Source organism: Aurantibrevibacter litoralis (assembly GCF_034651555.1).
Taxonomy (GTDB): Bacteria; Bacteroidota; Bacteroidia; order Flavobacteriales; family Flavobacteriaceae; genus Aurantibrevibacter; species Aurantibrevibacter litoralis.
Genome location: NZ_JAYEEQ010000004.1, coordinates 75,536 through 88,519, shown reverse-complemented (window position 1 = coordinate 88,519; position 12,984 = coordinate 75,536). Strand labels below are relative to the sequence as shown.

The 12,984-nt window shown below is 40.8% G+C and carries 11 protein-coding genes; 7 read left to right on the top strand and 4 right to left on the bottom strand.

What is annotated here, in order from left to right:
• Positions 1 to 40 precede the first annotated feature (40 nt).
• The 4 genes from porL to topA all read right to left on the bottom strand — a co-directional run bounded on the left by porL (position 41) and on the right by topA (position 5,923).
• Entirely contained in the window at positions 41 to 691 is a 651-nt protein-coding gene (gene porL, locus U1E44_RS05305; RefSeq protein ID WP_322930013.1) for a type IX secretion system motor protein PorL/GldL, read from the bottom strand.
• A 93-nt stretch (positions 692 to 784) separates the two neighbouring features.
• Positions 785 to 2,158: a T9SS ring complex lipoprotein PorK/GldK gene (gene porK, locus U1E44_RS05300; RefSeq protein WP_322930012.1), complete on the bottom strand. Its 1,374-nt coding sequence runs from the start codon at positions 2,156 to 2,158 to the stop codon at positions 785 to 787.
• A 115-nt stretch (positions 2,159 to 2,273) separates the two neighbouring features.
• On the bottom strand, positions 2,274 to 3,431 hold the full coding sequence (locus tag U1E44_RS05295) for a formimidoylglutamase (RefSeq protein WP_322930011.1): 1,158 nt from the start codon (positions 3,429 to 3,431) through the stop codon (positions 2,274 to 2,276).
• Positions 3,432 to 3,433: 2 nt separating this feature from the next.
• Positions 3,434 to 5,923, bottom strand: coding sequence for a type I DNA topoisomerase (gene topA / locus U1E44_RS05290; protein WP_322930010.1), 2,490 nt, complete (start codon positions 5,921 to 5,923; stop codon positions 3,434 to 3,436).
• Positions 5,924 to 6,190: 267 nt separating this feature from the next.
• Here topA and miaB point away from each other — a divergent pair, with 267 nt between their 5' ends.
• The 7 genes from miaB to groL all read left to right on the top strand — a co-directional run bounded on the left by miaB (position 6,191) and on the right by groL (position 12,938).
• Positions 6,191 to 7,636, top strand: a complete 1,446-nt coding sequence (gene miaB / locus U1E44_RS05285; protein ID WP_322930009.1) for a tRNA (N6-isopentenyl adenosine(37)-C2)-methylthiotransferase MiaB — start codon at positions 6,191 to 6,193, stop codon at positions 7,634 to 7,636.
• A gap of 82 nt (positions 7,637 to 7,718) precedes the next feature.
• A complete protein-coding gene (locus tag U1E44_RS05280; protein ID WP_322930008.1) occupies positions 7,719 to 8,990 on the top strand; it encodes a sigma-54 interaction domain-containing protein in 1,272 nt (423 codons plus the stop codon).
• Positions 8,991 to 9,039: 49 nt separating this feature from the next.
• Positions 9,040 to 9,561, top strand: coding sequence for an LptE family protein (locus U1E44_RS05275; RefSeq protein WP_322930007.1), 522 nt, complete (start codon positions 9,040 to 9,042; stop codon positions 9,559 to 9,561).
• 6 nt (positions 9,562 to 9,567) lie between these two features.
• Entirely contained in the window at positions 9,568 to 10,497 is a 930-nt protein-coding gene (locus tag U1E44_RS05270) for a hypothetical protein (RefSeq protein WP_322930006.1), read from the top strand.
• A gap of 7 nt (positions 10,498 to 10,504) precedes the next feature.
• Positions 10,505 to 10,867, top strand: a complete 363-nt coding sequence (secG, locus tag U1E44_RS05265) for a preprotein translocase subunit SecG (protein ID WP_322930005.1) — start codon at positions 10,505 to 10,507, stop codon at positions 10,865 to 10,867.
• A gap of 138 nt (positions 10,868 to 11,005) precedes the next feature.
• On the top strand, positions 11,006 to 11,284 hold the full coding sequence (locus U1E44_RS05260) for a co-chaperone GroES (protein ID WP_322930004.1): 279 nt from the start codon (positions 11,006 to 11,008) through the stop codon (positions 11,282 to 11,284).
• A gap of 22 nt (positions 11,285 to 11,306) precedes the next feature.
• The gene (gene groL, locus U1E44_RS05255; protein WP_322930003.1) at positions 11,307 to 12,938 is read left to right on the top strand and encodes a chaperonin GroEL; all 1,632 of its coding nucleotides are present in this window, start codon (positions 11,307 to 11,309) and stop codon (positions 12,936 to 12,938) included.
• Positions 12,939 to 12,984: the final 46 nt, after the last annotated feature.

Below are 12,984 nucleotides of genomic sequence, written 5' to 3'. Positions count from 1 at the left end.
ATTATTAATTTGATTTGGGTTTGATCAATTAGCATTCTAATTAATTTCTGCTCATTGCAGATAACATACCACCGTAAACGCCATTTAAAGAAGATAGGTTTGTGGCAAGAGATTCCATTTGATTCTTAAGCGCTCCTGCGTTTTGCACTACTTCTTCATTAATAGAAGCTTGTCTGCTGGCACTTTCTAACTGTACTTTGTACAAGCTGTTAAGCGATTCCATTTGTGCGGCTGCATGAGACAACTCTTCCGAATACTTTTTGGTGTGTTGTATGGCGTCTGCCGTTGGTGCAATGCCTTTAGCGGCACCTTCAAAATTACGAATGCTAGATCCCAGACTGTTAAATAATTCGGCATCAATATTAGCTTCTTTTAATAAATCATCCAATTTCCGAGAAAGAAGGCCTTCTGCTTCTTTGGCTTCTGCTACTTCATTCTTCTTTTTTGAAGTTTCAGCACCCGCCAATTCCGGATATACCAAAGACCAATCGTATTCGTCATCGACAGGTTCAAAGGCACTCACCGCAAAAATAAGAGCCTCAGTGATAAGACCTACTGCAAGCAGTAAACCACCGGTAAACGGACCAAATTCCCAGTGAAGAATTTTAAATAAAGCACCAATGATTACTACCGATGCGCCAAGCCCATAGGCCATGTTAAAAAGTTTTTTTGTTGATTTTGACTGTGCCATAATTTTAGATTTAAATTTAATGTTGATTACTATTTGGTTAAAGATTTGATTACTATAAGATTTGATTATTTTGATGTTCTTTATGAAAAGGATTTATCGGCCTACTCTAAGATTTCTTTGTGAGTCTTCTTCGCCCATATAATCCTGAACGGTTCTGAAGCCGATGTAACTTCTTGCGGAATCTTTATATTCATAATCTCGGCTACTCACTTGTAAAAAATAGGCTACATCTTTCCATGAGCCGCCGCGCACCACTTTACGGGCATTATCGCCACTACCTGCATTGGGGTTCATGGTAGATACGTATTCGTAAGAACCCGGATCGTAGCTGGAGTTGGTCCATTCGGATACATTCCCCGCCATATTGTAGAGGTTATAATCGTTTGGTTCAAAAGATTTCGCTTCTACAGTATAGAGGGCAGAATCTGCTGCATAATCACCTCGTTGGGGTTTAAAATTAGCCATAAAACAACCGGTGTCACTTATCACGTAAGGCCCGCCCCAAGGATAGGTACCACTTTCTATACCGCCTCTGGCAGCGTATTCCCATTCGGCCTCAGTGGGCAATCTAAACTGGTTTACAAATTGCTTGCCCCTGCTTTTTTGGTCGTCATTCTTAAATTTGGTTCTCCAATTGCAAAAGGCCTTTGCCTGATCCCAATTTACGCCTACCACCGGATACTCACTATATGCATCATGCCAGAAATAATCGTTATGCATAGGTTCATTATACGAATAGGCAAAATCGCGAATCCACACAGTGGTGTCAGGATATACCGTAATTTCTTCTTGCTTCACAAAGTCTTTCCGTCTTCCTGTTTTGGAGCGTGCGGCAGCCTCAATATCCATCCAGCTGTATTTGTATTTTAATTTGGTGACATCTATGGTACGCTGCCCGTTATAGGATTCCTCTTCCGGGATGTACAAAGAGTCCATAACTTCTGCATAATATTCATCCGGGTATTTGCTGGTATCCCATACAAGTTTTGCCTTCCTGTTCAAGGCTCTTCCTTCATATCCGGTTTCGCCAAGCCCCGCATAATTGTCCAACATATACTTTTCGTATACCGTTGCTTTTGCGGTATCGGCATCTTTAAAGGCATAGGCACCTATTCCATCGTCTTCGGCGCTCAATCCTAACTCGTCTACTAAAATGGCTAACTTGGTTCGTGCAATGGAATCCTTAACCCACTCCACAAATTGTCGGTATTCGCTGTTCGTAATTTCGGTATCGTCCATATAAAACGAACGGACCGTAACCGTTTTGGTAGGCGCATTGAGTTGGTTGGCCTGATCTTCCTCACTTTTTCCCATAATAAATGCTCCCCTGGGAATAAGCACCATACCGTATGGTTTTTCCGGGTACCACTTCTTTCCTTGGACACCAACTAGTTCCCCTTTTGTTTTGGACCCGCAACTGCTGAGCAAAAAAACAAACGCTATAGATGATAACAATAGCTTCTTCATACTTTAGGTTAAATTTTCGATTAAGGTTATAAATGCAAACACAATGATTATTCTCTAAAACTGCTTTTTGAATAAATTATTGTTTAATTTCCGATATACTGTTAAAATATTTCGATCAATTAAAGCCTTTCTTGTAGGCCTTAAACCACCGTTCGGGAATCTGTTGGCTGCACGCATCCAGATAATCCTTTTCAGTGCATGGTAATAACGCAGCGGTGTTTGATTTAGTATGTGTAGAAAAAATAGAAGGCACTACTACCCACCATCTATTGGTACGAACGCTTTTGAAGAAAATCAGTTCTTCCAGATCGGTAGGAACGGTATACTTAATAAAATCTTCGGAATCGGAATGCGGAATCTCCTCCTTACGGTAGGTAATCCCTTCTATAAAATACCATATAATTTGAGCAATTAATTGAAAGGACTGTACTGTATTTTCACTTTCATAAATACCGAATACGGAAACCTTTTCACTTAGTCCGGCATATCTGGCAATGGCGCAAATTTCACGACCTGTGAATCCGTTTGGAGAAAAATTATCCGATAGGCCTATTTCTGAGGCTCTTATGGCGCGTGCGTCCAAGCTTACAATATGTGCATTTCGCATGATGGGTTCTACCAAGGTAATATCTGCAGTAATTTCCCCGAGACGATAGGCATCAAAAAACAGCCGCTCCATTAAATCGATTTCTTCCTGAGCGTTAAAATAACTTTGGTATCCGATGTTAGAAAAGTTAAATAGGTTATTGGGCTTATCGGTAATAATCTTACTCATGTAACTGTTAGATGATATCAGTTCCTCTTCCGCGCCAAAATCGAACCTACTGTCTACAGCTACCAAATTGACCATATTAGTAAACGCATCGAAGGCCCTGTAGGTGGCATAGGTGAGATCTTGAGTAGCTCCTATTATAATAGGGATTACTTTTTCTTCTAATAGTATGGAGACAATTTCTTGAACGACGAAATACGTGTCTTGCACCGTATGCCCTTCTTCAACATCGCCCAAATCTACCAAGGTAGCATTCCAGTTGCCCAGCATTAATTTGTAAAGTTGCAGCCGTATTTGAGTAATATCTAGGCGTAAAGGCTTTTTTTGAAACGCATTTCGCGATTCATGAACACCTATAAATGCAACTGTAGCATTGGCCAAAACGGGTAATCCTTCATTTTTGCTATGAATATGAATATTTTTTCCTAGCGCCTGAGCGGGTAGCAATTGACAATGTGCCAATACAATATCTTCAACAGGGACTAAAAAATCGAATGCCATGATTACTTTTTGGTCTTAGCGGTGGATTTAGTCTTTTTTTTGGGTGTTCGTTTTTCTATCATCGCTTTTACTTCAGCAAGGGGTAATTTGGTAGGATCAACATCTTTTGCGAGCTCAATCTTAAGTTTACCCTTTAGAATGGTATGCCTACCCCAACGGGCCTTTTCAATTTTAATTCCTTCTTCGGGCCATTCCTGAACTACCTTGTCAATATCCTTTTGTTTTTTTGTTTCAATAAGTTCTTCAATATCTTTAACCGACAAGGCGTCATAATTGTATTTTTTTGGCACATTAATAAAGGTATTATCCCATTTAATGAAGGGGCCAAAACGACCCACGCCCTTTGTAACGTCCTTACCTTCGTAAACAGCAATGGGAGCGTCGGCCTTTTCCTTTTCCGCAATGAGTTCTAAGGCTCTTTCCAAAGTGAGATCTAGAGCGTTTTCATCCTTGCCTAAGGAAACAAATTTTTTGCCATAGCGTACATAGGGCCCAAAACGGCCCACATTACTTTCAATTTCCTCGCCTTTATAACTTCCTAATTTTTTAGGTAACTTAAAAAGCTCCATGGCTTCTTCATAGCTAATGGTGTTTAAGGATTGATCCGGTAAGAGGCTTGCAAACAAGGGCTTGTCTTCATCCTCTACCGTGCCAATTTGCACCATGGGCCCAAACCTACCTAAACGAACCGAAACCTGTCTGCCCGATTTTGGATCTTCGCCTAATACTCTTTCACCACTAGCCCTGTCTGCATTTTCTTCTACATCTAATACATTCGGATGAAAATCGGCATAAAAAGCTTTCATTACTTTTTGCCAGTCTTCCTCACCAGAGGCAATTTCATCAAAATCTTCCTCTACCTTGGCGGTAAAGTGATAATCTAATATGGTAGAAAAATTGGTAACTAAAAAATCGTTCACAATCATACCGATGTCAGTAGGTACCATCTTGCCCTTGTCGGAACCTACATTTTCGGTTAATTTTTTTTCTTGTATTTTGTCGGATTGCAGCACCAATTGCACATACTTCCTTTCTGCGCCTTCTACGGTTCCTTTTTCTACATACCCTCTGTTTTGTATCGTAGAAATGGTAGGGGCGTAGGTAGAAGGACGACCAATACCTAGTTCTTCGAGCTTTTTCACTAATGAGGCTTCGGAATAACGGTAGGGCGCTCTAGAAAATCGTTCGGTGGCAGTGATTAGGGTGTTTTCTAGCGGATCGCCTACCTTCATTACAGGTAGCATTCCGTCTTGTTCTTCGGAAAGATCTTCGTCATCCATGCCTTCCATATAGACTTTCAGAAAGCCGTCAAACTTTATCACTTCTCCGTTAGCTGTAAACTCTTCCGTGTGCTTGTTACAATTTATTTTTACGTTGGTTCGTTCCAACTCGGCATCGCTCATCTGCGAAGCTAGGGTGCGTTTCCAAATAAGTTCGTACAATTTGGCCTGGTCGCGCTCCAAGGAAGGCGATTGCATTTTCATTTCTGTTGGTCTTATGGCTTCATGAGCCTCTTGCGCCCCTTTCGTTTTACCAGTAAAATTACGAACGGTGCTGTACTGCTTGCCATAGTTTTTAAGAATGGCTTCTTTGGCTGCATCTAAAGCTTCTTGTGACAGGTTTACACTATCGGTTCTCATATAGGTTATGAGTCCGGCCTCGTAGAGTCGTTGGGCAACTTGCATGGTGCGCGACACGGAAAAATACAATTTTCGGGACGCCTCCTGCTGTAAAGTAGAAGTGGTAAATGGAGCCGCCGGGGATTTTTTTGCCGGTTTTTTATCTAAATCGGCAACCGAAAATTGCCCTTCTAAATTTTGTTTTAAAAAGGCCGCAGCGGTTTCTTTGGTGGCAAATGTCTTGTTTAGTTTTGCCGTAAAAACAGTACCTTCTTTGGTTTTAAATTGAGCAGCTATCTTAAAAGAAGCTTCAGGTGTAAACCCTTCAATGTCTCTTTCTCGTTCCACAATAAGACGCACGGCAACCGACTGCACCCGACCGGCAGAAAGACCGGGTTTAATTTTTTTCCAGAGCACCGGAGAAAGTTCGTAACCCACTAAACGATCTAAAACCCGACGCGCTTGTTGGGCATTGACTAGATTATAATTAATATCGCGTGGGTTGTCTATGGCCTTCTGTATGGCTGTTTTGGTAATAGAATTAAAGACAATTCGCTTTGTTTTTTTCTTGTCGAGCTGCAATTCTTCGGCCAAATGCCAAGAAATGGCTTCTCCTTCTCGATCCTCATCACTGGCAAGCCAAATGGTATCGGCTTTATTTGCCAAATCTCGGAGCTTTTTTACTAACGCCTGTTTATCCTTGTCTACAATGTATTTTGGCTTAAATCCGTTGGCTACATCTACCCCTAATTCTTTTGAAGGCAAATCTGCAATGTGCCCAAAACTGGACTCAACCTTATAATCCTTTCCTAAAAATTTCTCTATTGTCTTGGCCTTTGCAGGCGACTCTACGATAACTAAATTCTTTGCCATTCATCCATTTTTGTGAGACAAAAGTATATCAATTTTTTAATTTTACGATTTATCTCCCAAATTCCCAAAAAAAATCATGCACCATATCACTAATTTTTTGTGCCCAAGAACCTGATATTCGGCAACAATTATGGCTGGGTACTACCCGATACGTATTTCGTAGTGAACGCAACCAATGGTAAATTTTTATCTGTCAGTTTGTCACGTTTCTTACAGAAATAGTATCTTTGCGTGCCCTCTGCGTAACGGGGCAGCATAAACACTACAATGGAAAAGATAATAGACGAAGCCAAACAAGGCACTGCGCTGGAGATTGCTAAAAACAACAAAAACACCCGTAAACTTTATATTGAGAGTTATGGGTGTCAAATGAATTTTTCGGATAGCGAAATAGTAGCCTCTATTTTGGCGAACGAAGGATTTAATACAACACAAATTTTAGAGGAAGCCGATCTTGTTTTGGTTAATACATGTTCTATTCGGGAAAAGGCAGAACTCACCATACGCAAACGACTTGAAAAATTTAGTGCCGTAAAAAAACACAAACCTCAACTGAAAGTTGGGGTACTGGGCTGTATGGCGGAGCGCTTGAAGGATCAATTGCTGGTAGAAGAAAAAATAGTGGATATGATTGTAGGTCCTGACGCCTATAAAGACCTGCCCAATCTTATCGAGGAGGTTGATGAAGGCCATAACGCCATCAATGTACTGCTGTCTCGTGAAGAGACCTATGCCGATGTGGCACCGGTTCGACTCAATTCTAACGGGGTTACTGCTTTTGTTTCCATAACTCGGGGTTGTGATAATATGTGTACCTTTTGTGTAGTGCCTTTTACCAGAGGTAGGGAGCGCAGTCGGGATCCCTTTTCCATACTCGATGAGGTAAATGATTTATGGAACAAAGGCTACAAAGAAATTACGCTATTGGGACAAAACGTAGATAGTTATCTGTGGTTTGGTGGGGGATTAAAAAAAGATTTTGCCAAAGTCTCACCAATGCAGCAGGCTACAGCGGTTAATTTTTCTCAATTGCTGGAAATGGTTGCCAAAGCACAACCCAAGATGAGAATCCGATTTTCTACTTCAAATCCACAAGATTTCACCCTAGAAGTCATTAAAACCATGGCCAAGTATCCGAATATTTGCAATAACATTCACCTCCCCGTGCAAAGTGGTAGTGATCGTATTTTAAAGGCGATGAATCGGTTGCACACAAGAGCGGAATACATGGCTCTGATAGACGCTATAAGAACGATGATCCTGGATTGTGGCATTTCTCATGACATGATCACCGGTTTTCCAACGGAAACAGAAAAAGACCACAAAGACACCTTGTCTCTAATGGAATATGTAAAGTATGACTATGGCTTTATGTTTGCCTATTCTGAACGTCCCGGAACGATGGCGGCCAGAAAATTGACAGACGACATACCAAACGAAACAAAGCAGCGGAGATTGGCAGAAATAATTGCACTACAACGCACACATTGCCATTTTAGAACCCAACAGCATTTGGGCAAAACGGAAGAGGTTCTCGTGGAAGGAACCTCTAAAAAGTCCGATACCCATTGGATGGGTCGCAATTCGCAAAACATGGTCGTCGTTTTTCCCAAAGAAAACTATGCGCTCGGAGATTTCGTGATGGTTACTATTACCGATTGTACCTCCGCTACCTTATTGGGACATGCAGAAGGCCTATCAAACAATAATTGAAATTAAAACTGTAGTACCGAAAAACACACTATATATTGCGTTTTAGTAGGGTACATTTAAAAGAAAAAGACTTTAATACCACATGGAAAGCATTCAATCCATTAAGCAACGCTTTGAAATCATTGGGAACGATCCTAAACTTAACCGTGCCATAGAAAAGGCCATGCAAGTAGCACCCACAGACATTTCGGTATTGGTTACCGGAGAAAGTGGCGTTGGCAAAGAAGCCATTCCCAAAATTATACATTCCCTATCGCATCGTAAACACGGTAAGTACATCGCGGTAAACTGTGGTGCTATCCCCGAAGGCACCATAGACAGTGAGCTTTTTGGGCACGAAAAGGGTTCTTTTACAGGCGCTACCGCTACGCGAAGCGGTTACTTTGAAGTAGCCGATGGCGGTACTATTTTCTTAGACGAAGTGGGCGAACTGCCCCTTACCACGCAAGTTCGGTTGTTGCGAGTTTTGGAAAACGGCGAATTTCTTAAAGTAGGTTCCTCTCAAGTGCAAAAGACGAATGTGCGGATTGTGGCTGCAACGAATATTAATATGTTTGAAGCTATAAAAAAAGAAAAATTTAGGGAAGATCTTTATTATCGTTTAAGTACTGTTGAAATACTGATACCTCCACTACGGGAACGCAAAGAAGACATTCATCTGTTATTTCGCAAATTTGCGGCCGATTTTGGTCAGAAATACAAAATGCCGACGATCCGTTTAAGTGACGAAGCAGTGCACCACCTAACAAAATACCGTTGGCCGGGCAATATTCGGCAGCTTCGCAACATTGCAGAACAAATATCGGTGTTAGAAGAAGAAAGGGCTATCACAGCAACCACCTTACAAAGTTATTTGCCTCATGCGGTAGCATCGCATTTGCCGGCAGTAATAGCACAAGAAAAGCGAGATAGTGATTTTAGCAACGAAAGAGAAATACTGTACAAAGTACTTTTTGACATGAAAGGGGATTTAAACGATTTAAAGAAATTGACCTTAGAATTGCTAAAGAACAATGATTCCGGAAAAGTGCAAAAGGAAAACGAAAATTTGATTCGCAAAATTTACGGCGATGACGAAGAAGATGCTTTTGTTGAAGAAGAACAGGCTTCTGTTAATGTTTTTCAACTTCCAGAACCAAAAGCGGATAAGCAAACCGTTGCTGTAACGCAAACAGACAAGTATCATTTTGCAGAAGAAATACAAGAAGAAGAAACCTTATCTTTACACGATAAGGAATTAGAACTCATCAGAAAATCGCTGGAACGCAATAGAGGAAAACGAAAAGCTGCCGCAGACGAATTAGGTATTTCTGAGCGCACCCTGTATCGAAAAATAAAGCAATACGATTTATAATGTCTTTTTTGAGGTTAGGTGGCATTGCCGTCAGGAAAAATAAAAAAAAATGAATAACCCTTTAAAAAACTGGAGTATAGCCTTTGCCCTTACGTTGTGTTATTGGGGTTGCGGAGTGTATAATTTTACCGGTGGCGATGTGGGTACAGCCGAAACCTTTCAGGTAAATTATTTTCAAAACTATTCGTCCCAAAGTGCAGGTTCTACGTTTGAACCGGGCATGGATCGGGATTTTACGCTAGCATTACAAGACCTTATTTTAAATCAAACCAGTTTAGATCTAGTAAGTTCGGGAGGCGATTTACTCTTTGAAGGTGAAATTGTAGAATACCGTATTTCGCCAATGACGGCAACGGCTGAGCAACGTGCTGCGCAGAACAGATTGTCTATAGGTGTTAATGTACGCTTTTTTAACAGCACCAAGACCGATGCCGATTTTGAACGCCGTTTTTCTTTCTTTTTTGATTATCCGGCAAATTCGCAACTTTCGGCTGTTAAAGATGAAGCGCATCAAGCAATTTTTGAACGGATTACCCAAGATATCTTTAATGCTTCTTTAGCGAATTGGTAGGACCTTATGAATGTGGCCGATTTTACATATCTTTTGCAGCATCCCGATGAGGTGGTTAGCCCCGAGCAAACACAACACTTGGAAGAAGTGTTGGCCGAATACCCTTATTTTCAGGCAGCGCATGCGTTGCATCTGAAAGGCTTAAAAAATTTAAACAGTTTTAAATACAACAATGCCCTAAAACGCACCGCAGCCTACACTGCGGATCGTGAAATTTTATTCGACTTTATAACCTCCCCCGAATTTTCGCAAAACAATATAGCCGATACTATTGCCGGGAAAACTGCTCCCTTATCTGAAACGCCCATAGTTTCGGAAGAAGTAAATCCCAATGAAGCAATAGATACCTCTTTGATCGAATCGACTGAAGATTCGGCCTTACCTCAAAATCTTAAAGACGCAGAGCAAATTTTAGATCCTCAATTATTTACATCAAAAGACCCTGAAATAGATGAAAAACTGGCTTCTGCTAAAAAAAAAGCCAATGAAAATTTAGAAATAGGAAGCCCCTTGCCGTTTACAAAAAAAGAGAAATATTCATTTCATCAATGGTTGCAACTTACGGCCAATAGAAGTGAGCAAACGGGAGTTGTTCCAAAAACGGCAAAAGTGGGCGAAGATAAGCAGTCAAAGGTCTCCCCAAAAAAGACACTACAGAGAGCAAAGAAATTCGAGATCATAGATGCTTTTATTGCTCAAAATCCGAAAATTGTACCACAGGACAAAATCACATCTAGTATAGATCCCAAAGAATCCAGTAAATGGGATAAACATGAACTAATGACAGAAACCCTGGCTAAGGTGTATTTGGAACAGAAAAACTATAAAAAAGCGATTCAGTCCTATAAAATTTTAAGTTTGAAATATCCGGAAAAAAGTAGTTTCTTTGCAGACCGAATTGAAGAAATAGAAAAAATTCAACAAAATAACGTATAATACTGAGATGAGTACATTTTCAATATTTATCATATTAATCATCATTGTCTGCCTTTTATTAATGCTTGTTGTCATGGTACAGAACCCTAAAGGAGGTGGTATTTCTTCCTCTTTTGGTGGAGGTGGAACCCAAATTGTGGGAGGAGTAAAAAAAACAGGCGACTTTCTAGATAAAAGTACCTGGACCTTGGCGGCGCTATTGGTGGTACTTATCCTCCTATCTAACGTAGCGCTAAAAGGCAATTATGGCGAAGCAGATTCTAAATTATTACAAGACGGCGACGGTGTTGCTCCAATTGAAACCGTGGTGCCGGAAGAGGTTCCGTTACCACCATCAAACAATTCAAATCCGTTAGACACGGTGAACTAATGTTTTCGCGAAAAAATATAAAAATGCCAGCTTTATGACAAGCTGGCATTTTTAGTTAAACAAATTGTCAGTTTATGTGCCATGGCACAATTTCTGCCTACCTAAGAGAGAATTTTAAAACTTAAAAACTATAATCATATGGCTAAAGTTAGCATTAAACCATTAGCAGACAGAGTTCTTATTGAACCTGTAGCGGCTGAAACAAAAACAGCTTCAGGTATCTTCATTCCAGATACTGCCAAAGAAAAACCTCAAAAAGGCAAAGTTGTGGCTGTAGGGCCAGGTACCAAGGACGATAAAGTTACTGTTAAAGTAGGGGATACCGTACTTTATGGAAAATATGCAGGTACCGAGTTAAAGCTAGAGGGCACGGATTACCTTATTATGCGTGAAAGTGACATTTTAGCAATTATTTAATCAATTAAAAAACAGTTAGAAAATGGCAAAAGACATAAAATTTGATTTAGATGCGCGCGATGGTTTAAAACGTGGTGTCGACGCTCTTGCAAATGCAGTAAAAGTAACTTTAGGCCCAAAGGGTAGAAACGTAATAATCAGTAAATCTTTTGGGGCACCCACAGTAACCAAAGATGGTGTTACCGTAGCAAAAGAAATAGAATTACGCGATCCCCTAGAAAATATGGGCGCACAAATGGTAAAGGAAGTTGCTTCCAAAACAAATGATCTTGCCGGTGATGGCACAACCACAGCTACCGTTTTGGCACAAGCCATTGTTAAGGAAGGTTTAAAAAACGTGGCCGCTGGTGCAAATCCTATGGATCTTAAAAGGGGGATAGATAAAGCCGTTGGCGCCGTGGTAGAAGAATTGGGCAAACAGACCAAAAAAGTAGGTGACTCCATAGAGAAAATAAAGCAAATAGCAACCATTTCTGCCAACAACGATGAAAACATTGGAGAGCTCATTTCTCAAGCGTTTCAAAAAGTAGGCAAAGAAGGTGTTATTACTGTAGAAGAGGCCAAGGGTACCGAAACGTATGTGGACATTGTGGAAGGAATGCAGTTTGACAGAGGTTACTTATCACCTTATTTTGTGACCGACTCTGAAAAAATGATCGCCGATTTAGAGAATCCGTTAATTTTGTTGTACGACAAGAAAATATCTTCCATGAAGGATTTGCTTCCTGTACTAGAGCCGGTGGCTCAATCCGGGAAACCACTACTTATCATTTGTGAAGACGTAGATGGCGAAGCTTTAGCCACTCTTGTGGTAAACAAATTAAGAGGATCTTTAAAGATAGCTGCGGTAAAAGCACCCGGGTTTGGAGATAGAAGAAAAGCGATGTTAGAAGACATTGCGATCTTAACCAACGGTACTGTAATTTCAGAAGAACGCGGGTTTTCATTAGAAAACACCACAGTAGATATGTTGGGAAGTTGTGAGAAAGTGTCTATTGATAAAGACAATACAACCATCGTAAACGGTTCCGGTGCTGCGAAAAATATCAAAACCAGAGTGAACCAAATTAAAGCGCAAATAGAAAGTACCACTTCAGATTATGACAGGGAAAAACTTCAAGAGCGCTTGGCCAAATTAGCTGGTGGTGTGGCCGTTTTATACATAGGTGCCGCTTCAGAAGTAGAAATGAAGGAGAAAAAAGATAGGGTTGATGATGCACTTCATGCTACCAGAGCAGCTGTTGAAGAAGGTATTGTTGCCGGAGGTGGTGTAGCATTAGTTAGAGCCAAGGCAGCACTTTCCAAATTAAAAGCGGAAAACACTGATGAGGAAACAGGGATTCAAATTATCGCAAGAGCTATTGAATCGCCTTTACGAACTATCGTTGAAAATGCGGGCGGTGAAGGTTCTGTAGTCGTAGCTAAGGTTCTTGAAGGAAAGGGTGATTTTGGTTTCGATGCCAAAACAGAAACCTATGTAGATATGCTTAAAGCAGGTATTATAGATCCTAAGAAAGTAACCCGAATTGCATTAGAAAATGCAGCTTCTGTGGCTGGAATGATCTTAACAACAGAATGCGCATTAATTGACATTAAGGAAGAGGCTCCTGCCGCACCTCCAATGGGTGGCGGTGGCATGCCCGGAATGATGTAAGCGTATAAAGCGTTAAACTAAAAACCGCCCTTGGATGCCAAGGGCG

Excerpts from the sequence above, each read along its gene's own strand:
- U1E44_RS05295 (WP_322930011.1), bottom strand. The coding sequence starts at position 3,431 with ATGGCATTCGATTTTTTAGTCCCTGTTGAAGATATTGTATTGGCACAT.
- groL (WP_322930003.1), top strand. The coding sequence starts at position 11,307 with ATGGCAAAAGACATAAAATTTGATTTAGATGCGCGCGATGGTTTAAAA.
- porL (WP_322930013.1), bottom strand. The coding sequence starts at position 691 with ATGGCACAGTCAAAATCAACAAAAAAACTTTTTAACATGGCCTATGGG.
- U1E44_RS05260 (WP_322930004.1), top strand. The coding sequence starts at position 11,006 with ATGGCTAAAGTTAGCATTAAACCATTAGCAGACAGAGTTCTTATTGAA.
- U1E44_RS05275 (WP_322930007.1), top strand. The coding sequence starts at position 9,040 with ATGAATAACCCTTTAAAAAACTGGAGTATAGCCTTTGCCCTTACGTTG.
- U1E44_RS05280 (WP_322930008.1), top strand. The coding sequence starts at position 7,719 with ATGGAAAGCATTCAATCCATTAAGCAACGCTTTGAAATCATTGGGAAC.
- porK (WP_322930012.1), bottom strand. The coding sequence starts at position 2,158 with ATGAAGAAGCTATTGTTATCATCTATAGCGTTTGTTTTTTTGCTCAGC.
- U1E44_RS05270 (WP_322930006.1), top strand. The coding sequence starts at position 9,568 with ATGAATGTGGCCGATTTTACATATCTTTTGCAGCATCCCGATGAGGTG.
- miaB (WP_322930009.1), top strand. The coding sequence starts at position 6,191 with ATGGAAAAGATAATAGACGAAGCCAAACAAGGCACTGCGCTGGAGATT.
- topA (WP_322930010.1), bottom strand. The coding sequence starts at position 5,923 with ATGGCAAAGAATTTAGTTATCGTAGAGTCGCCTGCAAAGGCCAAGACA.
- secG (WP_322930005.1), top strand. The coding sequence starts at position 10,505 with ATGAGTACATTTTCAATATTTATCATATTAATCATCATTGTCTGCCTT.